Origin of the sequence: Metabacillus indicus LMG 22858 (genome assembly GCF_000708755.2) — a bacterium.
GTDB lineage: Bacteria > Bacillota > Bacilli > Bacillales > Bacillaceae > Bacillus_P > Bacillus_P indicus.
The window spans coordinates 1-22,163 of the sequence record NZ_JGVU02000005.1; the positions used below are offsets into that span (position 1 = coordinate 1).

At 43.5% G+C, this 22,163-nt stretch carries 39 protein-coding genes and 1 rRNA gene; 2 read left to right on the forward strand and 38 right to left on the reverse strand.

Annotation, left to right across the window (positions count from 1 at the left end; translation table 11 throughout):
• Both AZ46_RS12815 and AZ46_RS12820 read right to left on the reverse strand, forming a co-directional pair.
• Positions 1 to 147, reverse strand: a 16S ribosomal RNA gene (locus tag AZ46_RS12815); the annotation flags it as partial.
• 240 nt (positions 148 to 387) lie between these two features.
• Complete coding sequence (locus AZ46_RS12820) at positions 388 to 600, reverse strand: hypothetical protein (protein WP_029282746.1); 213 nt, start codon at positions 598 to 600, stop codon at positions 388 to 390.
• 122 nt (positions 601 to 722) lie between these two features.
• Between AZ46_RS12820 and pdaB the strand changes: the two genes are divergently transcribed.
• Positions 723 to 1,487, forward strand: coding sequence for a polysaccharide deacetylase family sporulation protein PdaB (gene pdaB, locus AZ46_RS12825; RefSeq protein ID WP_029282748.1), 765 nt, complete (start codon positions 723 to 725; stop codon positions 1,485 to 1,487).
• 35 nt (positions 1,488 to 1,522) lie between these two features.
• Here pdaB and AZ46_RS12830 read toward each other — a convergent pair whose 3' ends face one another.
• Positions 1,523 to 2,128 carry a KinB-signaling pathway activation protein gene (locus AZ46_RS12830; RefSeq protein ID WP_029282750.1) on the reverse strand — a complete coding sequence of 202 codons (606 nt, stop codon included), beginning with the start codon at positions 2,126 to 2,128 and terminating at the stop codon, positions 1,523 to 1,525.
• A gap of 142 nt (positions 2,129 to 2,270) precedes the next feature.
• On the opposite strand from AZ46_RS12830, the gene gerD reads away from it, so the two are divergent.
• Complete coding sequence (gerD, locus tag AZ46_RS12835; RefSeq protein WP_081414211.1) at positions 2,271 to 2,906, forward strand: spore germination lipoprotein GerD; 636 nt, start codon at positions 2,271 to 2,273, stop codon at positions 2,904 to 2,906.
• Between the two features lie 166 nt (positions 2,907 to 3,072).
• Here the strand turns inward: gerD and AZ46_RS12840 are convergent, their stop codons facing one another.
• The 35 genes from AZ46_RS12840 to rpsS all read right to left on the reverse strand — a co-directional run bounded on the left by AZ46_RS12840 (position 3,073) and on the right by rpsS (position 22,152).
• Positions 3,073 to 4,131 (reverse strand): Mrp/NBP35 family ATP-binding protein, encoded by a 1,059-nt coding sequence (locus AZ46_RS12840; RefSeq protein ID WP_029282754.1) that lies wholly within the window; start codon positions 4,129 to 4,131, stop codon positions 3,073 to 3,075.
• Between the two features lie 111 nt (positions 4,132 to 4,242).
• On the reverse strand, positions 4,243 to 4,956 hold the full coding sequence (gene cwlD, locus AZ46_RS12845; protein ID WP_029282756.1) for an N-acetylmuramoyl-L-alanine amidase CwlD: 714 nt from the start codon (positions 4,954 to 4,956) through the stop codon (positions 4,243 to 4,245).
• 72 nt (positions 4,957 to 5,028) lie between these two features.
• Complete coding sequence (locus tag AZ46_RS12850; protein WP_029282758.1) at positions 5,029 to 5,469, reverse strand: DUF2521 family protein; 441 nt, start codon at positions 5,467 to 5,469, stop codon at positions 5,029 to 5,031.
• Positions 5,470 to 5,589: 120 nt separating this feature from the next.
• The gene (rpsI, locus tag AZ46_RS12855; RefSeq protein WP_029282760.1) at positions 5,590 to 5,982 is read right to left on the reverse strand and encodes a 30S ribosomal protein S9; all 393 of its coding nucleotides are present in this window, start codon (positions 5,980 to 5,982) and stop codon (positions 5,590 to 5,592) included.
• A 20-nt stretch (positions 5,983 to 6,002) separates the two neighbouring features.
• Entirely contained in the window at positions 6,003 to 6,440 is a 438-nt protein-coding gene (gene rplM / locus AZ46_RS12860; protein WP_029282762.1) for a 50S ribosomal protein L13, read from the reverse strand.
• 153 nt (positions 6,441 to 6,593) lie between these two features.
• Positions 6,594 to 7,334 (reverse strand): tRNA pseudouridine(38-40) synthase TruA, encoded by a 741-nt coding sequence (truA, locus tag AZ46_RS12865; protein WP_029282765.1) that lies wholly within the window; start codon positions 7,332 to 7,334, stop codon positions 6,594 to 6,596.
• Between the two features lie 9 nt (positions 7,335 to 7,343).
• A complete protein-coding gene (locus tag AZ46_RS12870; protein WP_029282767.1) occupies positions 7,344 to 8,141 on the reverse strand; it encodes an energy-coupling factor transporter transmembrane component T family protein in 798 nt (265 codons plus the stop codon).
• Entirely contained in the window at positions 8,138 to 9,004 is an 867-nt protein-coding gene (locus tag AZ46_RS12875) for an energy-coupling factor ABC transporter ATP-binding protein (RefSeq protein ID WP_029282769.1), read from the reverse strand. Before AZ46_RS12875 ends, AZ46_RS12870 begins: the two co-directional genes overlap by 4 nt.
• Positions 8,980 to 9,822, reverse strand: a complete 843-nt coding sequence (locus AZ46_RS12880) for an energy-coupling factor ABC transporter ATP-binding protein (protein ID WP_029282771.1) — start codon at positions 9,820 to 9,822, stop codon at positions 8,980 to 8,982. Before AZ46_RS12880 ends, AZ46_RS12875 begins: the two co-directional genes overlap by 25 nt.
• A 179-nt stretch (positions 9,823 to 10,001) precedes the next feature.
• On the reverse strand, positions 10,002 to 10,364 hold the full coding sequence (gene rplQ, locus AZ46_RS12885; protein WP_029282773.1) for a 50S ribosomal protein L17: 363 nt from the start codon (positions 10,362 to 10,364) through the stop codon (positions 10,002 to 10,004).
• Between the two features lie 79 nt (positions 10,365 to 10,443).
• Complete coding sequence (locus AZ46_RS12890; protein ID WP_029282775.1) at positions 10,444 to 11,388, reverse strand: DNA-directed RNA polymerase subunit alpha; 945 nt, start codon at positions 11,386 to 11,388, stop codon at positions 10,444 to 10,446.
• A 190-nt stretch (positions 11,389 to 11,578) separates the two neighbouring features.
• Positions 11,579 to 11,968 (reverse strand): 30S ribosomal protein S11, encoded by a 390-nt coding sequence (rpsK, locus tag AZ46_RS12895; RefSeq protein WP_029282777.1) that lies wholly within the window; start codon positions 11,966 to 11,968, stop codon positions 11,579 to 11,581.
• A gap of 21 nt (positions 11,969 to 11,989) precedes the next feature.
• Positions 11,990 to 12,355 (reverse strand): 30S ribosomal protein S13, encoded by a 366-nt coding sequence (gene rpsM, locus AZ46_RS12900; RefSeq protein WP_029282779.1) that lies wholly within the window; start codon positions 12,353 to 12,355, stop codon positions 11,990 to 11,992.
• Between the two features lie 22 nt (positions 12,356 to 12,377).
• Entirely contained in the window at positions 12,378 to 12,491 is a 114-nt protein-coding gene (rpmJ, locus tag AZ46_RS12905) for a 50S ribosomal protein L36 (protein ID WP_003156543.1), read from the reverse strand.
• Positions 12,492 to 12,523: 32 nt separating this feature from the next.
• Entirely contained in the window at positions 12,524 to 12,742 is a 219-nt protein-coding gene (gene infA, locus AZ46_RS12910) for a translation initiation factor IF-1 (RefSeq protein WP_028390440.1), read from the reverse strand.
• Positions 12,743 to 12,745: 3 nt separating this feature from the next.
• Positions 12,746 to 13,054, reverse strand: coding sequence for a KOW domain-containing RNA-binding protein (locus AZ46_RS12915; protein ID WP_029282787.1), 309 nt, complete (start codon positions 13,052 to 13,054; stop codon positions 12,746 to 12,748).
• 18 nt (positions 13,055 to 13,072) lie between these two features.
• Positions 13,073 to 13,819 (reverse strand): type I methionyl aminopeptidase, encoded by a 747-nt coding sequence (map, locus tag AZ46_RS12920; RefSeq protein WP_029282789.1) that lies wholly within the window; start codon positions 13,817 to 13,819, stop codon positions 13,073 to 13,075.
• Positions 13,816 to 14,469: an adenylate kinase gene (locus AZ46_RS12925; protein ID WP_029282790.1), complete on the reverse strand. Its 654-nt coding sequence runs from the start codon at positions 14,467 to 14,469 to the stop codon at positions 13,816 to 13,818. Before AZ46_RS12925 ends, map begins: the two co-directional genes overlap by 4 nt.
• 56 nt (positions 14,470 to 14,525) lie before the next feature.
• On the reverse strand, positions 14,526 to 15,821 hold the full coding sequence (gene secY / locus AZ46_RS12930; RefSeq protein WP_029282792.1) for a preprotein translocase subunit SecY: 1,296 nt from the start codon (positions 15,819 to 15,821) through the stop codon (positions 14,526 to 14,528).
• A complete protein-coding gene (rplO, locus tag AZ46_RS12935) occupies positions 15,821 to 16,261 on the reverse strand; it encodes a 50S ribosomal protein L15 (RefSeq protein WP_029282794.1) in 441 nt (146 codons plus the stop codon). Before rplO ends, secY begins: the two co-directional genes overlap by 1 nt.
• Before the next feature lie 32 nt (positions 16,262 to 16,293).
• Positions 16,294 to 16,476 (reverse strand): 50S ribosomal protein L30, encoded by a 183-nt coding sequence (rpmD, locus tag AZ46_RS12940; protein WP_029282796.1) that lies wholly within the window; start codon positions 16,474 to 16,476, stop codon positions 16,294 to 16,296.
• Positions 16,477 to 16,489: 13 nt separating this feature from the next.
• Positions 16,490 to 16,990, reverse strand: coding sequence for a 30S ribosomal protein S5 (gene rpsE / locus AZ46_RS12945; RefSeq protein WP_029282798.1), 501 nt, complete (start codon positions 16,988 to 16,990; stop codon positions 16,490 to 16,492).
• Positions 16,991 to 17,013: 23 nt separating this feature from the next.
• A complete protein-coding gene (gene rplR / locus AZ46_RS12950) occupies positions 17,014 to 17,376 on the reverse strand; it encodes a 50S ribosomal protein L18 (RefSeq protein ID WP_029282800.1) in 363 nt (120 codons plus the stop codon).
• A gap of 33 nt (positions 17,377 to 17,409) precedes the next feature.
• Positions 17,410 to 17,946 carry a 50S ribosomal protein L6 gene (gene rplF / locus AZ46_RS12955; RefSeq protein WP_029282802.1) on the reverse strand — a complete coding sequence of 179 codons (537 nt, stop codon included), beginning with the start codon at positions 17,944 to 17,946 and terminating at the stop codon, positions 17,410 to 17,412.
• Positions 17,947 to 17,977: 31 nt separating this feature from the next.
• A complete protein-coding gene (gene rpsH, locus AZ46_RS12960; protein WP_029282804.1) occupies positions 17,978 to 18,376 on the reverse strand; it encodes a 30S ribosomal protein S8 in 399 nt (132 codons plus the stop codon).
• Positions 18,377 to 18,408: 32 nt separating this feature from the next.
• Entirely contained in the window at positions 18,409 to 18,594 is a 186-nt protein-coding gene (gene rpsN, locus AZ46_RS12965; RefSeq protein WP_010285078.1) for a 30S ribosomal protein S14, read from the reverse strand.
• 21 nt (positions 18,595 to 18,615) lie between these two features.
• Positions 18,616 to 19,155, reverse strand: a complete 540-nt coding sequence (gene rplE / locus AZ46_RS12970) for a 50S ribosomal protein L5 (RefSeq protein WP_029282808.1) — start codon at positions 19,153 to 19,155, stop codon at positions 18,616 to 18,618.
• 24 nt (positions 19,156 to 19,179) lie between these two features.
• Positions 19,180 to 19,491, reverse strand: a complete 312-nt coding sequence (gene rplX, locus AZ46_RS12975; protein ID WP_029282810.1) for a 50S ribosomal protein L24 — start codon at positions 19,489 to 19,491, stop codon at positions 19,180 to 19,182.
• A 39-nt stretch (positions 19,492 to 19,530) separates the two neighbouring features.
• Positions 19,531 to 19,899, reverse strand: a complete 369-nt coding sequence (gene rplN / locus AZ46_RS12980; RefSeq protein ID WP_029282813.1) for a 50S ribosomal protein L14 — start codon at positions 19,897 to 19,899, stop codon at positions 19,531 to 19,533.
• A 38-nt stretch (positions 19,900 to 19,937) separates the two neighbouring features.
• The gene (gene rpsQ / locus AZ46_RS12985) at positions 19,938 to 20,204 is read right to left on the reverse strand and encodes a 30S ribosomal protein S17 (protein ID WP_029282815.1); all 267 of its coding nucleotides are present in this window, start codon (positions 20,202 to 20,204) and stop codon (positions 19,938 to 19,940) included.
• Positions 20,205 to 20,224: 20 nt separating this feature from the next.
• Positions 20,225 to 20,428, reverse strand: a complete 204-nt coding sequence (rpmC, locus tag AZ46_RS12990; protein ID WP_029282816.1) for a 50S ribosomal protein L29 — start codon at positions 20,426 to 20,428, stop codon at positions 20,225 to 20,227.
• Positions 20,418 to 20,852, reverse strand: a complete 435-nt coding sequence (rplP, locus tag AZ46_RS12995; RefSeq protein ID WP_029282818.1) for a 50S ribosomal protein L16 — start codon at positions 20,850 to 20,852, stop codon at positions 20,418 to 20,420. The genes rpmC and rplP overlap by 11 nt, the downstream gene beginning before the upstream one ends.
• A gap of 2 nt (positions 20,853 to 20,854) precedes the next feature.
• A complete protein-coding gene (gene rpsC / locus AZ46_RS13000; RefSeq protein ID WP_029282820.1) occupies positions 20,855 to 21,511 on the reverse strand; it encodes a 30S ribosomal protein S3 in 657 nt (218 codons plus the stop codon).
• 3 nt (positions 21,512 to 21,514) lie between these two features.
• Positions 21,515 to 21,856 (reverse strand): 50S ribosomal protein L22, encoded by a 342-nt coding sequence (gene rplV, locus AZ46_RS13005; protein WP_029282822.1) that lies wholly within the window; start codon positions 21,854 to 21,856, stop codon positions 21,515 to 21,517.
• A gap of 17 nt (positions 21,857 to 21,873) precedes the next feature.
• Positions 21,874 to 22,152, reverse strand: coding sequence for a 30S ribosomal protein S19 (gene rpsS, locus AZ46_RS13010; RefSeq protein ID WP_029282824.1), 279 nt, complete (start codon positions 22,150 to 22,152; stop codon positions 21,874 to 21,876).
• Positions 22,153 to 22,163: the final 11 nt, after the last annotated feature.

Here is a 22,163-nt window from a genome sequence, read left to right on the forward strand (position 1 = left end):
TTTCCCGGAGTTATCCCAGTCTTACAGGCAGGTTGCCCACGTGTTACTCACCCGTCCGCCGCTGATCTCCGAAGAGATCCGCTCGACTTGCATGTATTAGGCACGCCGCCAGCGTTCGTCCTGAGCCAGGATCAAACTCTCCGAAGAAAATTTGTGACTCATAAATGTTGCTGACTTAAAAAAATAAAACGTTTGGTACGCTTTTGGTTTTGTTTAGTTTTCAAAGATCATTTTCGCTCGTCATTGGTGACGGCTTATATAATTTAACATGGTGACCATCACTGTGTCAACAGGATTTTTTGAAGTTTTTTAAGACTTTAAAAATCCATTTGTTTCTCAGCGACGAAGAATAATATACCATCATTACCACTTCAAGGTCAATATATTTTATAAATTATTTTTTATAAAATGAAAATCAATATTCCCGCTTATGATTTTGTATAAGTTGCCCAGCAATTCTCTTTTTTCAAGAAGTGATCTTTTTTGAACAAATGTGAGACTGTCGTCAATAAGAATATTGCTTATGATCTGAAGTTCCTGTTCAAGCAGCAGCTCCATTTCCTGAGCTTCTTTATCATTGAAGATAAACCCTTTTGACATGTGATCCTCCTCTAAAGATGCGTAAGTTTTATCATTATGGCACAACTTGAATTTTTCTAATCATATTCTTCACAGCTTGGCATACATATGAGACAAGAACATTAGGGACGGGGCTGATCAGAATGAACAATTTCTATGTACTGCATATAAAAAAAGTGAAACAGCTGCTCATCATTGTCATTGCCGCTCTCTTTACTGCCGGTATTCTATATATAGAAAATGTCCTTCAATTTCCCGTTTTCTCAACAGCAGACGGACCAAAGGCTGTTTTCAGGGGAGAAGAGAAAGCAAACAGCGTTTCCCTTACGTTTGACATCAGCTGGGGGGATGAAAAGGCAAAGCCGATTCTTGATACCCTCAAGAAAAATGGTGTGACGAATGCGACGTTTTTTCTATCTGCAGCCTGGGCTGAGCGGCACCCTGAGATAGTGAAACAAATTGTAAAGGATGGACACCAGGTCGGGAGCATGGGATATGCCTATAAAAACTACACCTCGCTTGAGGCAGATGAAATACGGCGTGATATTCTCATGGCGCAGGATGTATTCAGCGAACTCGGACTGAAAGATATAAAACTTCTCCGGCCGCCAACAGGCAACTTCAATCAGGAGATTCTGACGATAGCCGAAAGATACGGATACACTGTCGTTCATTATAGTGTAGATTCAGATGACTGGACCAATCCAGGTGTCAGCACCATTGTGAAAAATGTAAACGATGCGGTTCAGGGAGGAGATATTATCCTGCTTCATGCCTCTGATTCCGCCAAGCAGACACAGAAGGCACTTCCGCAAATTGTTGAAGGGCTGAAGCAAAAAGGCCTGAATAACGTAACGGTAGCGGATTTAATTTCGGGAGGAACAGCCAAATCAACGGAAGTGAAATAATCTTATGAAAAAAGCTGAGCCCGGAATTACAGGGCTCAGCTTTTTTTAGCTTGAGATAATTTAGATAAGAGCAGCAGCTGATAGGCATTGCATATAAGCAGCGGAATCAGCATTAAGTACAGCCAGTCACCTTCATTTACACGCAATGCAGGCACCCACTCGACCGTTGTAACGACTGTCATAAAAAACAGGGCCGGTATGAAAGCCATTTTGTTTGTCTGTTTCATCTTGATATAAGCGACCGCTGCACTGAATAACAGCAAAAATAAGGCAACCATAAGATAAGGAACAACGGATTCACCCTCTGCTGCGAACAGCTGATAGCGGAAATAGACGAGATCAAAGATGACAAACAGGATCAGAACAATCTGAATGGCATTCCATAAAGCAGCCGTCCGAAAGATTCCAAGTCCGAACCGGTGAATCGTCAAATAGGCGAAAAACCCCATTTGGCTGATGATGCTGAAAATAAATCCGACTCCGACAAGCCAAAGCAATATGGAAAGAATCTCAACAATGTCAAACGACAAGAAAAACTCTTTATAATCTCCCCATCTTAAGGCAAAACCAGTAATACTCGTAGTGATGCCGCCAACAAGCAGAGTCGATAAAAATAACCGAACCCAATTTCTACTGTTCACAATTGTATCCCCCAATATGTATTCTACTCCAAAAATTTTACCAGTGTCTTTTGTAAAAAGCCATGTTAATTACCAGTATTAAAACAGGCCGATTCATTCATATTAGAAATAAGCAACTCTAAATGGAAAGGAGCTTTGCATGATGGAAAAGCGAAGGTTGCTCTCAATTCTGACACTTACAGCCATGTGTTTTTTCCTTGCGAGCTGCGCACCTAAAGATCAGCCTTCAGGACAGCTCGATTATGAAGAAACAAAGAAAATGGTTGTCGATATTTTAAAAACCGATGACGGAAAAAAAGCCATTCAGGAAATTCTTAAAAATGATGATATGAAGCAAAACCTGATTATGGATCAGAAAATTGTCTCTGACACCATTTCCAAAACCCTGACGTCTGAAAAAGGACAGGAGTTCTGGAAAAAAACATTTGAAGACCCAAAGTTCAGTGAAAGCTTTGCAAAAAGCCTTCAGACTGAACACGAGAAGGTTATTAAAGGGCTCATGAAAGACCCGGAGTATCAAAAAATGCTCATTGGCGTCCTTGAAAATCCCGAGATGGAGAAGCAGACGATGAAGGTTCTCCAAAGCCAGGAATACCGCAAACACCTTCAGGAGGTCATCACAGAGACGATTGAAAGTCCCCTGTTTAAAGCCAAACTGGAGGAAAGTCTGACGAAAGCTGCGAAAGAAATGAACAAGCAGGGTGGAGGCTCAGGCGGAAGCGAAGGAGACTCCGGACAAGGTGACAAGTCCGAAGAATCCGGACAAGGCGGCCAATAGAGAAAATCGCACTGCTCAAGGTCCAACAGGCAGAAAAGGACCCGGAAGAAAAGTCCGGATTTGACTTTTCCGCCGGATCCGTTCTGACGGAGTACCGAGTCGCTGGACAATCAAGCTCTAAATGTCATACATCTTTAGAAAAGCGCCAAACCTTTGGCGCTTTTGTTTATACATTTACAGGCACAATCTCTGCAACCTTTTTAGCGATTGATGAGTAAATCTCTCCAGTAGGATGATCTGCTGCATATACGGAAGGAGCAAAGTCCTTTTCGTTCCAGTCAGGCTGCTGCAGCGGAATGTTTCCAAGCACCGGGACATTAAGCTCCTGTCCAAGCTTTTCTCCTCCGCCTTTGCCGAAGACATACTCTTTCTCCCCTGTTGTTCTGCTTTCAAAATAAGACATATTTTCAACGACACCGACTACTTCATGATCTGTTCTAAGCGCCATAGCACCCGCTCTTGCTGCAACAAAAGCAGCTGTAGGATGCGGAGTCGTTACAATGATTTCTTTGCAGGAAGGAAGCATCGCATGAACATCAAGCGCTACGTCTCCAGTGCCCGGAGGAAGGTCGAGAAGCAGGTAGTCAAGGTCTCCCCACTCTACTTCCTGAAAGAAGTTATTAAGCATTTTTCCAAGCATAGGCCCTCTCCAGATGACCGGTGCATTATCCTCTACAAAAAAGCCCATAGAGATGACCTGGACGCCAAATCGCTCTACCGGAATGATTCTCTCTCCCCTGACAACAGGGCGTTTCGTAATACCCATCATGTCCGGCACACTGAATCCGTAGATATCCGCATCAATAAGTCCGACTTTTTTGCCGAGACGGGCAAGAGCCACAGCTAAATTAACGGAAACAGTCGATTTACCGACGCCTCCTTTACCGCTGGCAATTGCAATGTAGACAGGCTGCTTGGCTGATGACAGCAAAGAAGGATCTTCTTGTTTAGGCGCCTGATATTTTGCTGTTACTTCCTGGGGAAGCTCTGTAAAGCGAAGACCGACTGTGCCTGCGCCTGCTTCTTTGAGTTTAGCGACAATCTCCTGCTGAAGCTGCATCTGCTCAGACGTACCTGTCTTGGCAATACCGATTTTCATGCTGATATGGTTTTTCTCAGCTTTTATTGAAATTTCTTCTATGGCATTCAGTTCTTCAAGGCTTCTATGTAAAAAAGGTTCATTTAGTTCTCCGACGATTTTGCGAGCTGTTTGCTCATTCAGCATGTTAACCACCCTTTGTTGTATTCGTTTTCATCAGTATATCATAATTTGAAAGAAAATTGGGACTCCGGGCTTTATACCTGAGACTATGCAATAAAAACAAAAAATCCATCCCTACTCGGGAGGATTTTTCTCGTTCGTCATATAGCGCAGGATGCCATTATAGATAGAAGCCGCCACTTTATCCTGATATTCCTCTGTGCCAAGAAGGCGCGCTTCATCAGGATTAGATAAGAAACCCACTTCTACCAGAGCACCAGGCTTATCAATGTGTTTCATCAGGTAGATTGTATTCATCTGTTTGGCTTTACGGTCAGTGTTCTCCAGGTTGCGCCTTAGTTCATCCTGAATAAATTTTGCAAGCACCTGGTTTTCCTCCATTTTGGTGTGGTAGAACGTTTGTGCCCCGCTCCATTGTCTCGAGGGAATTGCATTAAGATGAATGCTTAAATACATATCTGCCTCTGACTCGTTAATCAGCTTCAGGCGTTTTCTCAGATCCTCGCCTTTTCTTTTTGAATAGCCCTTCGTACTCTTATCCGCAAGGTCTGTATCTCTTTCTCTTGTAAGAAGGACGAGTGCCCCCTGTTCCTGCAGATAGTCTCTGATCTGCTTTGAAATGGCAAGGGCAATGTCTTTTTCCAGATGCTCCGTTCCTACCGCTCCCCCGTCAGGTCCGCCGTGTCCGGGATCTATGTAGATGACCTTACCTGTAAGCGGCAGATTCCACGACTTCCAAGAGCTGTCGTTATTAAATTGAAACTGAAATAATAAAAGTAATAAGATGAAGCCTGCGCCAAAGCCGAACCATCTCAGCTTATTTTTCATTTTTCCACCCTCCTGCCCGTCCTTTACCACTATATGGCGGACAAACAGGAAATATGAATGGGCATTAGCGTTTTAATGAAGTCTGAGCTTCAGCCTCTTTGCCCCTTTTTCAAACCCTTCAGACCACCATAAATGAATCAGGTGCTCACATGCATAGTAAACCGATTCGTTTTTAAAATCATCACCGTGGTTTCCCCATATGAGCATGTAATCAAATAGTTGGTCAGTTAACTCTTTTTCCTCCCGGCTTGACCTCATGCTGACTGACTTCTGCGGTTCGCCGTAATAGCCGAATCTGCTGTAGCTGGCACCAAGCAGGAAGGCTTCTATAGAATAGTCGATGCAGCCTTCTTCAATGGCGGAATAATCAATCGATCCTGAATGCATGTAGACACCGAAACACTCATAGGCTTTCGCCTTCAGCTGGGTGAGAGTCAGTTCTTTCAGGATGATGCGCTCATAGTTTATTTGCTTTTCTCTTCGTTTATCTGAAAGTGAAGTAATCTTTTCCATGATGTATATGCCCCCTCAGTCTATTGTTTTTCCGGGGGACGGTTTCATGCGAGGTAAAGATTGTCTGCTTTGGGGAAAATAAAAACCACAGCAGAACCGCTGTGGTTTTTGAAGAAAAAATTAACGTTTTGAGAACTGAGGTGCACGACGAGCGCCTTTAAGACCGTATTTTTTACGTTCTTTCATACGAGCGTCACGAGTCAGAAGACCTGCACGCTTAAGAGTGCCGCGGTATTCTGGATCTGCTTCTAAAAGTGCACGTGAGATGCCGTGACGGATAGCGCCAGCTTGGCCAGCGAATCCACCGCCATTAACACTTACTAAAACATCATAGCTTCCAGCTGTTTCAGTTAAGTTAAGCGGTTGTTTGATGTCTTCGATTAGAGCTGCGAATGGGATATAGTCTTTTACTTCACGATCGTTGATAACAATACGGCCTTCGCCTGGAACGAGACGAACACGCGCTACTGAGCTTTTACGACGGCCAGTACCGTAATATTGAACCTGTGCCAAATTAATAACCTCCTTAATAATTAACCGCGAAGTTCGTAAACTTCAGGTTGTTGTGCTTGGTGTGGATGCTCGCTGCCTGCGTATACATGCAGCTTTTTGTACATTTGACGTCCTAGAGAACCTTTAGGAAGCATTCCGCGAATTGCTAGTTCAAGCATTTTCTCAGAGTAGTTTGTACGCATTTCAAGAGCAGTTCTTGATTTTAGTCCGCCTGGGAATTGGCTGTGACGGTAGTAGATCTTGTCAGTCAGTTTCTTTCCAGTCAGTTCGATTTGTGCTGCATTGATGATAATTACATGATCACCAGTGTCTACGTGTGGTGTATAAGTTGGTTTGTGTTTTCCGCGAAGAACAGATGCGATTTCGCTGGCAAGACGACCTAGAGTTTTGCCTGCAGCATCTACCACGAACCATTTACGTTCAACTTCAGTTGCTTTCGCCATATATGTTGTACGCATGATTTTCCCTCCAATATCTTTCATTTTAAATTTAATCATTCTATTTCAAAACACAGATAAACTCTTCCGGGGCTTATTTGTGGGGTTGAAATACATACCATATGATAGTTTATAACGTCCTGGCAACATTGTCAAGATAATGTTACACCAGGTTTAGTTGTCATAGTAAACTTTCCATAAATATAATCCGGAACCCGGGGCTGTTTTCCCGCACAGGGAACGGTCACGCGCCTTCAGGATGTCTGGAATCCGGTAAGGATCCAGCACTCCCCGCCCGGCATTTATCAAGGTTCCGACAAGGATTCTGACCATATTGTAGAGGAATCCGTCACCGACAAACCGGAATGTCAGAACATCGTCTTCTTCGTAAAATTCGATATCATATAAAGTTCTGATTCTGTCCTCTTTATCTGTTTTAGCTGAACAGAAGCTTGTAAAATCATGGGTGCCGATCAGAAACTTTATCGCTTCCCGCATTTTCACATAATCAAGTTTATACGGATAATGATACGCATAATTCCGGCTGAACACGTCCCTGACTTCCGAGCGGCTTACTTTATAGCGGTATTCCTTTGCACGGACATGGTACCTTGCATGAAAGTCTTCTTCAATAAATGCTGCAGCCTGAATAGCCACATCTCCTGGAAGAAGCGAATTTAAGGCATTCGGCCATCTGCTCTCCGGAATGTAGATCTCTGTATCAAAATGCAGGACCTGGCCGATGGCATGAACACCTGCATCAGTTCTGCCTGATGCAAAAACTTTCACTTCCTGCCCTTTATGCAGTTTTTTCAGGCCTCTTTCAATTTCACCCTGAACGGTCCTCTGTCCGGGCTGAATCTGAAATCCGCTGAATCCTGTTCCGTCATATGAAACGGTGCATTTTACCCTCATTGTAAACTCCTATGAACGCAGTAGTAATAGAACAATGCCTACAGCAATCAGCAGGCCGAGTATGATCGTATCAAGGGCTCTCCACGTCAGCTCGCGAAGCTTCGTCCTTCCTTCGCCGCCCTGGTAGCCTCTTGCCTCCATCGCAACAGCAAGCTCTTCCGCCCTCTTAAAGGCGCTGATAAACAGCGGCACAAGCAGCGGAATGATGGCGCTGATTCTTTGTTTAATCGGTCCGCTAGTAAAGTCTGCTCCCCTTGCCATCTGCGCTTTCATGATTTTATCCGTTTCCTCCATAAGCGTCGGAATAAACCGGAGTGAGATCGACATCATCAGCGCAAGTTCGTGGACCGGGAGACCGATTTTTTTAAAAGGATGCAGCAGGCTTTCCATTCCGTCTGTAACTTCAATCGGTGTTGTCGTCAACGTAAGGATGGTCGTGAGCAGGATAAGAAACAGAAATCTGAGGGAAATATAAATCCCCTGGATCACTCCCTCCCTGTGAACCGCAAGAAAGCCGGCTTCAAACAGGACAGGACCTTCTTTTGTCACAAGAATATGCAGAATAAACGTAAAAAGGATGATCCATATGATCGGCTTTAAGCCGTTCAATAGAAATCTTGGCGGCAGTTTTGTCGCACCGACGATAAAAAGGGTAAACAATCCGAGAATGGCATACGTCACCGCATTGTTGGCAAAAAACACGATGAAAACAAACAGAAAGATCATCGTGAGCTTTGAACGGGGGTCCATTCTGTGAACGAGCGAGGCGCCGGGAACATACTTTCCGATAATCATGCTGTTCATCATATGGCATCACCTTTGATCCCGCGTACAACCATACTGACAAGGTCATCGATTGAAAGTGAGATCCCTTTCCACTCTTTCCCGAGCTTCTGCTCAATCGTCTTTTGAAGCTTTACGGTTTCAGGAAGATCAAGCCCTGCTGAGACAAGCACTTCAGACTGGCTGAAAATCTCTTCAGGCGTGCCTTTCATCTGAACGGTGCCTTTATGCATCACAACAATTTCGTCTGAATAGCGGGCGGCATCCTCCATGCTGTGTGTGACAAGAACAGTTGTAAGTGACCTGCTCTTATGAAGAGAGTAGAAAAGATCCATGATCTCTTTCCTTCCGCTCGGATCAAGCCCTGCAGTCGGTTCATCAAGCACAAGCACTTCAGGCTCTATGGCAAGAACTCCAGCTATAGCGACCCGTCTCATTTGACCGCCGCTCAAATCAAACGGTGACTTCTGAAGTACGTTTTCAGGAAGCCCGACCAGTTTGAGAGCATTGCGCGCCTTTTCCCGTGCTTCTTCTTCTGGGACGCCGAAATTCATAGGACCAAACATGATGTCCTTTTCAACCGTTTCCTCAAAAAGCTGATGCTCCGGAAATTGAAAAACGATGGCTACTGCCCTGCGGACCGGTTTCAGATCTTTGATCTTTTTACCTGCCTGGATTTTACGATCACCAACAGTCAGAGAACCTTTTGTAGGCTTAAGCAGTCCATTCAGATGCTGAAGAATGGTTGATTTGCCGGAACCCGTATGCCCGATGATCGAGACAAAGGAGCGATCTTTAATCTCAAGGTTTATGTCATGCAGCGCAAGGCGTTCAAATGGCGTACGAGCCTGATATCTGTGCTCTAGCTCTTGGAATGTAATGTCCACAGTTCATTCACCAGGCTTTCTTCGTCTAAGTAGTTCTTTGAGAGAGCAATGCCTGCTTCTCGCAGTTTCATGCTGACCTGATAAGAAAAAGGCAGATCAAGTCCTATTTCAACCAGCTTGCGGTCGAGTTTAAAAATCTCTTCAGGTGACCCCTCGGCAAATTTCTCTCCGCCATTCATAACGATAATTCTGTCTGCTTTCGCGGCCTCTTCAAGGTCGTGTGTAATCGAAATGACCGTTACAATTCCCTGTCTGTTAAGCTCGCGCACAGTCTCCATCACTTCGCTTCTTCCCTGCGGATCAAGCATCGATGTAGCCTCGTCTAAAATAATGATCTGCGGCTGAACGGCAATGACGCCCGCAATGGCCACGCGCTGCTTTTGGCCTCCTGAAAGATGGTGCGGCTCTTGACCCAGAAATTCTTCCATCTTCACTTTTTGAGTAGCCCATTCGACGCGCTTTTTCATTTCTTCCCGCGGCACTCCGTGGTTTTCTAAACCAAAAGCCACATCATCTTTAACCGTCGTTCCTACAAATTGATTATCCGGGTTTTGAAAAACCATTCCGACTTGTTTGCGCACTTCCCAAATCGAGTCTTCATTTAATGGAATGCCGTTTACGGCGACGCGGCCGTGCTGCGGCAGTATAAGACCGTTGAGGACTCTGGCAAGGGTTGATTTGCCGGAACCATTATGTCCGACAACAGCAAGCCATTCGCCTTTTTTCACACTTAACGAAACAGCGTTAAGGGCGGGTCTTGCATCGTCTTCATGATACTGAAATGTAACCTGATCCACTTCAATAATTGTCTCTTCCATCGCTGCCTCCCTCACCTGTACTCCTGCGCAGGCGCAAAAGCCATGCTCTTCTATTCTGTCTCTGCTGCGGCACTCATGGGCCCCTCATGACCATGAGAGGCTGTCTGAGTGTACAAAAAAAGGGCATAGATCCAGTTTTCAGGAAAACTGACCCGCCCTCTGAGTAAAGAAAATAATGATTAAACTAATTCGATAATGACCATTGGTGCTCCGTCGCCGCGGCGAGGTCCAAGTTTCATTATGCGCGTGTAACCGCCTTGGCGTTCTGAGTAACGCGGTGCGATGTCACTGAATAGTTTTTGAAGTGCATTTTGCGTGCCTTCTTCGTTAGCTACCTCGTTACGGATGTAAGCAGCAGCTTGGCGGCGGGCATGAAGATCCCCACGTTTACCTAAAGTAATCATTTTTTCTACAGTTGAACGCAATTCTTTCGCACGAGCCTCAGTAGTTTCAATGCGCTCGCTGATGATTAGATCTGTAGTAAGATCACGAAGTAACGCTTTACGCTGAGCACTTGTACGTCCTAATTTTCTGTAAGGCATTATGTGTTCCCTCCTTCGTTAGTACTGTGTGTTAATTTTAGAAACACGCGAAAACGCTAGTTAACTTGTTAACTAGTCGTCAGTCGTCTTTACGAAGACCTAAGCCAAGTTCTTCTAGTTTCGCTTTCACTTCTTCCAAAGATTTACGACCTAAGTTACGAACTTTCATCATATCTTCTTCTGTTTTATGAGCAAGCTCCTGTACAGTGTTAATGCCTGCACGTTTTAAACAGTTATAAGAACGAACTGACAAATCCAATTCTTCGATCGTCATTTCTAAAACTTTTTCTTTTTGGTCCTCTTCCTTTTCCACCATAATCTCTGCGTTTTGAGCTTCATCTGTAAGCCCAACGAAGATGTTAAGGTGTTCCGTCAGAATCTTTGCACCAAGTGCAATAGCTTCTTTCGGACCTGTGCTTCCGTCAGTCCACACATCAAAAGTAAGTTTATCATAGTTTGACACTTGACCAACACGTGTATTTTCAACTTGATAGGACACGCGTGCTACAGGTGTGTAAATAGAATCGATTGGGATAACGCCGATTGGCTGATCTTCTCTTTTGTTTGCATCAGCCGGAGTATATCCGCGACCGCGTTTCGCAGTCAATCTCATACGGAAATGTGCACCCTTCGCTAATGTAGCAATATGAAGGTCCGGATTTAGAATTTCAACGTCACTGTCGTGAGTAATATCTGCAGCCGTTACAACTCCTTCATCCTGTACATCGATCTCAAGCGTTTTTTCTTCCTCTGAATAGATCTTAAGAGCAAGTTTTTTAATGTTTAAGATGATCGTAGTCACATCTTCAACAACGCCTTCAATCGTAGAGAATTCATGGAGTACACTATCTATCTGGATTGATGTTACAGCGGCACCAGGGAGTGAGGATAAGAGAATACGACGTAAGGAGTTACCCAAAGTTGTACCATATCCACGCTCGAGTGGTTCGACGACGAATTTGCCGTACTTGGCATCGTCGCTGATTTCAACCGTTTCGATTTTTGGTTTTTCAATTTCTATCATCTATAAACCCTCCTTCAAAACGTCGAAACCCCGGCTAGACAGATTATGAAGCTCCAAGGCGTGTGTCTAACCGAAATTCCCCATTATAAAGTCCCGAATGTGCACAACAACAAATAGTTATTTTCTGCGAGAACTTTTTAACTGTATCATAACCCATTATTGACAGGGATACAAAATCTATACAGAAAAATTATACACGACGACGTTTTGGCGGACGGCATCCGTTATGTGGAACCGGAGTAACGTCTCTGATAGCTGTTACTTCAAGACCAGCAGCTTGAAGAGCACGGATTGCAGCTTCACGGCCTGCGCCTGGTCCTTTTACAGTTACTTCAAGAGTTTTCATACCGTGTTCAATTGAACCTTTAGCTGCAGCTTCAGCAGCCATTTGTGCAGCGAATGGAGTGGATTTACGTGATCCTCTGAATCCGAGTGAACCTGCACTTGACCAAGAAAGAGCGTTACCATGTACGTCTGTAATAGTAACAATCGTGTTGTTAAATGTTGAACGAATATGAGCAATACCTGCCTCGATATTCTTTTTTACGCGACGCTTACGAGTGTTCGTTTTACGAGCCATTGTCGGTTAACCTCCTTTACCTTATTTTTTCTTGTTCGCAACCGTACGACGAGGTCCTTTACGAGTACGAGCGTTATTTTTGGTATTTTGACCACGAACAGGTAGACTGCGGCGATGACGTAAGCCACGGAAACTGCCGATCTCAATCAGACGTTTGATGTTTAGGGATACTTCACGGCGAAGGTCACCTTCAACTTTCAACTTGTCTACGATATCACGAATCTTACCTAGTTCTTCTTCTGTTAAGTCACGCACACGTGTATCTTCAGAAACACCAGCCTCAGCTAATACTTTTCCAGCAGTTGGACGTCCAATACCGAAAACATATGTTAATGAAATTACAACGCGTTTGTCACGAGGAATATCTACACCAGCAATACGAGCCATTTAAGCTGCACCTCCTTCAGTTTTAACCTTGTTTTTGTTTATGTTTTGGATTCTCACAAATTACCATTACTTTACCTTTTCTGCGGATGACTTTGCACTTTTCGCAGATTGGTTTAACCGATGGTCTTACCTTCATGATTTCTCTTACCTCCTTAGTTGCGGAGTGTTTTATTTAAAACGGTACGTAATTCTGCCGCGAGTCAAGTCATATGGTGATAATTCTACCGTAACTTTGTCTCCAGGTAAAATGCGAATAAAATGCATGCGGATCTTTCCAGATACATGCGCTAATACCGTATGACCATTCTCAAGCTCTACTTTGAACATTGCATTTGGCAATGTTTCCTGTACGGTACCCTCAACTTCAATTACATCATCTTTCGCCATTCATTATTCTCCCTTCTTCAAATCAGCAGCTTGCTCATTGACAAACGTCTTCAGGGCATGCCGGAGTTTTCCGTTTGTTACACGTCCTGTTTCTTTTATACTGTTCTGAACTTCCGGAGATACGCGATCAATAAACTCTAGATGATTCACATTCTTCTTTTTAGGGGAGTGGAAGGGTCGCTTCTCTCCGTCTGCTATAAATACGAACCGTTCATCTAAAATACTGACCACGACAGCATATTGTCCAGCTTCTCTGCCTTCAGTAATATAGACAAACTGACCTATGCGCGGACTCGATTCGGCTTCGTTCAAACAATATCACCTGCGGATTTAGGCTTTAGTTAAAATTTCATAGCCAGTTTCTGTAATGGCAATCGTGTGTTCAAAGTGAGCACACATTTTGCCGTCCTGAGTAACAACTGTCCAGTTGTCAGCAAGAGTTCTTACATATCGGCTTCCTGCATTCACCATTGGCTCAATCGCCAAGACCATGCCAGGTTTTAACCTCGGACCTTTGTTTGGCGGACCATAATGCGGAATCTGCGGATCTTCATGTAAATCCTGTCCAACGCCGTGTCCAACATATTCACGTACGACCGAGAATTGATGCTGTTCAACATACGTCTGAATAGCGTGTGATATATTGGATAGTCTCTCGCCCGGTTTGGCTTCAGCCAGACCTTTGTAGAGGGATTCCTCAGTCACTTCAAGAAGCTTTTTGGATTCCTCTGAGATGTTTCCAACAGGATAAGTCCAAGCAGAGTCACCATGATAGCCATTATACTTCGCACCGATATCGATGCTGATAATGTCTCCTTCACGCAATACTCGATCTCCAGGTATTCCGTGAACGAGCTCCTCATTCACAGAAGCACAAATGCTTCCGCGAAAACCATTATAACCTTTAAAAGAAGGAATTGCATGGTTTGCACGAATAATCTTTTCGGCAATTGCATCCAGTTCTTTTGTTGTAATTCCAGGCTGTATATGTTTTTGGAGTTCCTGGTGGGTCAATGCGACAATGCGACCAGCCTCACGCATAATTTCGATTTCACGTGGAGTCTTACAAATGATCATTCACCTAATCCTCCAAGCAGTTCATTAACGTCAGCGAAGACTTTGTTGATGTCCTGCTGGCCATTAATGTTACGCAGATATCCTTTTTCTTCATAGAAATTCAGCAAAGGTTGTGTCTGCTTGAGGTTTACTTCAAGCCGGTTAGCAACAGTCTCTTCGTTGTCATCTTCACGCTGGTAAAGTTCACCGCCGCATTTGTCGCAGCGTCCTTCAGCAGCTGGAGGATTGAAAACGAGATGATATGTTGATCCGCATTGTTTGCAGATGCGGCGTCCTGTAAGACGTTCCATCAGGATGTCTTTATCAACCTCAATGTTAATGACATAATCCATTTTTCTATCAAGATCAGACAGGATGTTTTCCAAAGCTTCAGCCTGAGCAACTGTGCGCGGGAACCCGTCAAGCAGGAAACCTTTTTCACAATCATTCTTGCCCAATCTTTCACGGACGATACCGATCGTTACTTCATCAGGAACGAGAGCACCTTGATCCATGAAGGATTTTGCTTTAAGACCTAGCTCAGTTTCACCTTTAATGGCAGCTCTGAACATATCCCCTGTTGAGATATGAGGGATTTCATATTTTTCAACGATTCGTTCTGCCTGTGTGCCTTTACCGGCTCCCGGCAGACCCATTAATACTAGATTCAAGAATATTACCCCCCTCAGTCTCTATTTAGAAGGAAAGGGACACAAGTCCCATAACCTTACTGTTTTATAAATCCTTTATAGTGACGCTTAACAAGCTGACTTTCAAGTTGTTTCATCGTTTCAAGAGCAACCCCTACTACGATCAACAAGCTCGTTCCGCCAATCTGTGCAGAAGCTGGCAAGTTAGCGAACTTAATAAAGAATACAGGAAGAACTGAGATAGCTGCTAAGAAAAGTGAACCAACAAACGTCAGTCTGTATAGAGTTTTTGTTAAATAATCCTGCGTATTTTTCCCTGGACGAATGCCCGGGATATATCCGCCCTGCTTTTTCAGATTCTCTGACATCTGCTCCGGATTAACCTGAACAAATGCATAGAAGTAAGTAAAAGCAATGATTAATGCAACATATACAACCATGCCGATAGGCTGTGTATAATCAAACGTTTTTGTAATCCAGTTTGTAACATCATTGGATCCAAAGAACGAAGCAATTGTTGGCGGTGTAATAATGAACGAAACCGCAAAGATGACAGGGATAACACCGGCAGGATTCACTTTAAGCGGAAGGTGAGTAGACTGACCTTTCGCAGGAGCTCGGCCTGCTGAGTTCTTCGCATATTGAATCGGGATCTTGCGAAGAGCCTGCTGAATGAAGATAACTCCAACTATAATTGCGATTACCGCTAATACTATCAGCGCAACTTTTACGATGTTCAAGAAAAGCTGATCTCCAGCGTCCTGGAATTGCTGCACATAGATTTGGTTAAGAGTTGTCGGGATTCCTGCTGCAATCCCCGCAAAAATGATAATGGAAATACCATTACCCACACCCTTGGATGTAATTTGCTCTCCTAACCACATTAAAAAAGCAGTACCTGCTGTTAAGACAACTGCAATTAAAAGGTACGTTGTAATTCCCGGTTTTTCAATTAATAATCCCCCAGCGAGATTATTAAAACCGTAAGACATACCCAACGCTTGGATGAAACCTAGTACAATCGTAAAGTATCTAGTGAATTGTGCTAGTTTACGACGGCCAACTTCACCTTGCTTTGACCATTCAGTAAATTTCGGAACGACATCCATCTGCAATAACTGCACGATGATGGATGCTGTAATGTACGGCATAATTCCCATCGCAAGGATCGAGAAGTTATACAGCGCACCGCCTCCGAAGGTGTTAAGAATTCCGAAAACATTCATTTCATCCTGAGCCTTTAAAACGTCAGCGTTGACGTTAGGCACAGGAATGAACGTACCGATACGAAAAATAATTAACATTAGAAGGGTGAACAAGATCTTATTGCGGATATCACCCACGCGCATAAAATTGGAGATTGTCTTAAACATTAAATCACCTCTACTGTACCGCCAGCAGCTTGGATAGCTTCTTTAGCAGATGCAGAGAATTTATTGGCTTTAACTGTAAGCTTTTTCTCAAGCTTTCCGTTGCCCAGTACTTTCACGCCTGATTTCACTTTGCTGATTACTCCAGCTTCAACTAGAAGTTCAACAGTTACTTCAGCACCGTCTTCGAACTGATTAAGTTTGTCAAGGCTGACAATCGAATAGTCTTTACGGTTGATGTTTGTGAATCCGCGTTTAGGCAGACGTTGGAATAAAGGAGTTTGACCACCTTCGAATCCAGGGCGAACACCGCCGCCGGAACGGGCGTTTTGTCCTTTATGACCTTTACCAGCTGTTTTACCGTTACCAGAACCAGTACCACGGCCAACACGGTTACGTGTTTTGCGTGACCCTTCTGCTGGTTTTAATTCATGAAGTTTCATCGGGACACCTCCTTGATATTAGAAGATCTATATTATTGTTCTTTAACTGTTAGCAAATGAGATACTTTGTTGATCATGCCGCGGATCGCTGCATTGTCATCAAGCACTACTGTTTGGTGCATTTTTTTAAGACCTAGTGTTTTAACAGTAATACGTTGGTCTTCTGGGCGACCAATCACACTGCGAGTGAGGGTAATCGCTAATTTGTTTGCCATCATGTTTCCCTCCTTATCCTAACAATTCTTCAACCGACTTGCCACGTAGCTTCGCAACTTCATCAGCGCGTTTAAGTTCTGTTAATCCAGAAATTGTAGCACGGATCATGTTAATTGGAGTGTTAGAACCTAGTGATTTAGAAAGGATGTCACTAACTCCTGCTAATTCTAGTACTGCACGAACAGGACCACCAGCGATAACACCAGTACCTTCAGATGCAGGTTTTAAAAGGATGTTTCCAGCACCGAATCTGCCGATGACTTGGTGAGGAATAGTAGTACCAACCATAGGTACTTCAACAAGGTTTTTCTTAGCGTCTTCGATCGCTTTGCGAATCGCTTCCGGAACTTCCTGTGCTTTACCAGTACCGAAACCTACATGACCGTTTTTGTCGCCGACAACTACTAATGCAGCAAAGCGGAAACGACGTCCACCTTTTACTACTTTAGCTACACGGTTTACTGTAACAACGCGTTCTTCAAGCTCTAATTTGTTTGGTTCAATACGACCCATTCTCTGTGTCCCTCCTTTTTTTATTAAAATTCTAGACCAGCTTCGCGAGCAGCTTCAGCCAAAGCCTTAACACGGCCGTGGTATAAGTAACCCCCGCGGTCAAATACAACAGATTTAACGCCTTTTTCGATTGCACGTTTAGCAACTAATTCGCCAACTTTAGCAGCAGCTTCAGCGTTGCTTTTTGCATCAAGAGCAAGGTCTTTATCTAATGTTGAAGCACTTGCAATTGTCACTGATTGAGCATCGTCAATTACTTGTGCGTAGATGTGCTGATTAGAACGAAATACGTTTAAACGAGGACGAGCAGTTGTACCAGATAATTTTGCGCGGACACGTCCGTGTCTTTTCTTACGCACAACGTTTTTGTCAAGTTTCGTAATCATCCAGGTCACTCCTTTCTTATCATCTAAGCGATATTACTTCGCTGTTTTACCTTCTTTACGACGTACATATTCACCTTCGTAGCGGATACCTTTGCCTTTGTAAGGCTCTGGCGGACGAGTAGCGCGGATGTTAGAAGCAACAGCTCCAACACGCTCTTTGTCTGTACCTTTTACAATTACTTTTGTATTTGAAGGCACTTCAATTTCGATTCCTTGTTCAGGAACGATTTCTACAGGATGTGAGTATCCAACAGCAAGAACTAGCTTGTTGCCTGATTTAGTAGCACGGTAACCGACACCTACTAATTCAAGACCTTTTTCAAATCCTTTAGAAACGCCCTCAACCATGTTTCCAAGAAGGCTGCGAGTTGTACCGTGAAGAGCACGATGTTCTTTTTGATCAGAAGGACGTGTCACTGTAAGTACGTTGTCTTCAACCTTAATGTTGATATCAGAGTTAAAAGTACGAGTTAATTCACCTTTAGGTCCTTTAACAGTTACTGTGCTTCCGTCGATCGCAACTGTTACGCCAGCAGGGATTTCAAGTGGTTTTTTACCAATACGAGACATTCATGTACACCTCCATTCTTTTTTCAGGTTATTACCAAACGTATGCCAGAACTTCTCCGCCAGCTTGTTTCGCGCGGGCTTCTTTGTCTGTTAGGACTCCTTGAGAAGTAGATACGATTGCGATTCCTAAACCGTTAAGTACGCGAGGTACTTCGTTAGCTTTAGCGTATACGCGCAATCCTGGTTTACTGATGCGTTTCAGGCCAGTGATAACACGCTCGTTGTTTGATCCGTATTTAAGGAAAATACGAATGATACCTTGTTTGTTATCTTCTACATATTCAACATCACGAACGAAACCTTCACGCTTAAGGATTTCAGCGATCTCTTTTTTCGCTTTCGATGCAGGAATTTCTAATTTTTCATGACGAACCATATTCGCGTTGCGAATACGAGTAAGCATATCTGCAATTGGATCTGTCATTACCATATCAAAATTACCTCCTTCCCGATTATGGGGTATTACCAGCTAGCTTTTTTAACGCCTGGAATTTGACCTTTATATGCGAGTTCACGGAAACAAATACGGCAAAGTTTAAATTTGCGGAGAACTGAATGTGGACGACCACAACGTTCGCAGCGAGTGTACTCTTGTACTTTAAACTTTTGAGTGCGTTTTTGTTTCGCAATCATTGACTTTTTAGCCACGTTTTCGCCTCCCTATTTCGATTATTTTTGGAATGGCATACCGAACTGAGTAAGAAGCTCACGAGATTCTTCATCAGTGTTAGCAGTTGTAACGATAACGATGTCCATACCACGAACTTTTGATACTTTATCATAATCAATTTCAGGGAAGATTAATTGTTCTTTAACACCAAGAGTGTAGTTGCCGCGTCCGTCAAAAGACTTTTTAGAGATACCGCGGAAGTCACGTACACGTGGTAATGATACAGAAACTAATTTATCTAGGAATTCATACATGCGCTCGCCGCGAAGAGTTACTTTCGCACCGATAGGCATACCTTCACGCAGACGGAATCCTGCAATTGATTTTTTAGCTTTTGTGATAACCGGCTTTTGACCTGAGATTGTAGTTAACTCTTCTACAGCTGTATCAAGAGCTTTAGAGTTAGATACTGCGTCACCAACACCCATGTTGATTACGATCTTCTCAAGCTTTGGAACTTGCATCACTGATTTATAGTTGAACTTGCTCATTAAAGCAGGTGTAATTTCTTTTTGATACTTTTCTTTAAGGCGGTTCATGCGAGGACCTCCCTTCCTTATTTACTATTTATCTAAAGTTTCACCAGATTTTTTCGCAACACGTACCTTTTTGCCATCAACCACTTTGAAACCAACACGAGTTGGCTCACCTGATTTAGGATCAAGTGGCATAACATTTGATACATGGATAGGTGCCTCCTGGCTGATAATTCCGCCCTGAGGGTTTAATTGAGAAGGTTTTGAATGCTTCTTCATAATGTTGATGCCTTCAACAAGCACGCGATCTTTCTTAGGGAAAGCAGCAAGTACAGTACCCTGTTTGCCTTTATCTTTACCTGAGATCACTACTACTTTATCACCTTTTTTTACATGCATCCTAGTCGCACCTCCTTAGTAAGGCTATCTATTTTCGATTTATAATACTTCTGGAGCAAGAGAAACAATTTTCATGAAGTTGCCTTCACGCAATTCACGTGCAACTGGTCCAAAGATACGAGTTCCGCGAGGGCTCTTGTCATCTTTAATGATTACACATGCGTTTTCGTCGAAACGGATGTAAGATCCGTCCTGACGGCGAGCGCCGCTCTTTGTGCGAACGATTACTGCTTTAACAACGTCACCTTTTTTAACAACGCCTCCTGGTGTTGCTTGTTTGACCGTACAAACAATTACATCACCAATATTAGCAGTTTTACGTCCAGATCCGCCAAGAACTTTAATAGTAAGAACTTCACGAGCACCAGAGTTGTCAGCAACTTTTAAACGGGATTCTTGTTGAATCATTTACGTTACCTCCCTTCGGAAATATAATCCGAACAATATTAGATAATAACAGCTTCTTCAACAATTTCAACTAGACGGAAACGTTTAGTAGCTGATAATGGGCGAGTTTCCATGATTTTAACCACATCGCCGATTTTAGCTTGGTTGTTTTCATCATGAGCTTTGAACTTTTTGGAATATTTAACACGCTTGCCGTATAAAGAATGCTTCTTATACGTTTCAACAAGAACAGTGATCGTTTTATCCATTTTATCAGAAACTACACGTCCAGTGTAGACTTTGCGCTGGTTGTTGCGTTCAGTCATTCTGCAACCTCCTCTCAGGATTATCGATTATTAGCAGCGATCTCTCTTTCAGTGATCACAGTTTTCATACGAGCGATCGATTTACGTACTTCACGAATGCGAGCAGTGTTTTCAAGTTGTCCAGTCGCCAATTGAAAGCGAAGGTTGAACAGCTCTTCCTTCAGTGATTTTACTTTTTGTTCAATTTCAGCAGTGGTAAGATCACGAATTTCATTAGCTCTCATTTGATTCACCACCAATTTCCTCGCGTTTAACGAATTTTGTTTTGATTGGCAATTTGTGAGATGCAAGACGCAATGCTTCGCGTGCTACTTCTTCTGATACACCAGCAATTTCAAACATTACTTTTCCTGGTTTTACAACTGCCACCCAGCCTTCAGGAGCACCTTTACCGGATCCCATGCGGACCTCTAGAGGTTTAGCCGTGTAAGGCTTAGAAGGGAAAATTTTGATCCAGACTTTACCGCCACGTTTCATGTAACGAGTCATAGCAATACGAGCTGCCTCAATTTGACGATTTGTAATCCAAGAAGCTTCTAGAGCTTGAATGCCGTATTCACCGAAGTGAACTTCTGTACCGCCTTTAGCACGACCGCGCATTTTTCCACGGTGTTCTCTGCGATATTTAACGCGTTTTGGCAACAACATAATTATTTTCCTCCTTCCTCTTTTTTCTTCTTAGTAGGAAGAACCTCTCCACGATAGATCCAAACTTTAACGCCTAATTTACCATAAGTAGTGTCAGCTTCAGCTGTACCATAGTCAATATCAGCACGAAGTGTGTGAAGTGGAACTGTTCCTTCACTGTAGCTTTCAGAACGAGCGATATCAGCGCCGCCAAGACGACCAGATACCATTGTTTTGATTCCTTGTGCACCTGCGCGCATAGCACGTTGGATTGTTTGCTTTTGAGCACGACGGAATGAAATACGATTTTCAAGTTGACGAGCGATGTTGTCAGCTACTAGTTTAGCATCAAGATCAGCTCTCTTGATTTCAAGAATGTTGATGTGTACACGCTTGCCAGTTAGTGAGTTAAGAGCTTTACGAAGTGCTTCAACTTCAGTACCGCCTTTACCGATAACCATACCTGGCTTAGCAGTGTGGATCGTAATGTTCACGCGATTAGCAGCACGCTCGATTTCAATCTTTGAAACAGATGCATCGCTTAAACGCTGATTGATATATTCACGAACTTTGATGTCTTCGTGCAGAAGATTAGCATAATCTTTGCCAGCGAACCATTTAGATTCCCAATCACGGATAACACCAATGCGAAGACCGACTGGATTTACCTTTTGACCCACGGATTATCCCTCCTTCTTTTCTGATACAACGATTGTAATGTGGCTTGTGCGTTTGTTGATGGCACTCGCACGGCCCATTGCGCGTGGACGGAAACGTTTTAGAGTTGGACCTTCGCCTACATAAGCTTCAGTTACAACCAAGTTGTTAATGTCCATTTCATAGTTGTGCTCTGCGTTTGCCACAGCAGATTTTAGAACTTTTTCAATAATTGGAGAAGCAGTTTTAGGTGTGTGGCGAAGAATCGCTACCGCTTCACCGATTTGCTTTCCTCGGATAAGATCAATTACTAAACGAGCTTTACGAGGAGCAATACGTACTGTTCTTGCAACGGCTTTAGCTTGCATTTAAAAGCCTCCTCTCATTAGCGTCTTGTTTTTTTGTCGTCAGCTGCATGGCCTTTATACGTACGTGTTGGAGCAAACTCACCGAGTTTGTGTCCTACCATATCTTCAGTAACGTATACAGGAACATGCTTGCGACCGTCATATACAGCGATCGTTTGACCGATGAATTGCGGGAAAATAGTAGAACGGCGAGACCAAGTTTTGATCACTTGTTTTTTCTCTGACTCGTTTAACTTTTCAACTTTCTTGAATAAATGCTCATCTACGAATGGTCCTTTTTTCAAGCTACGGCCCATACTTGTACCTC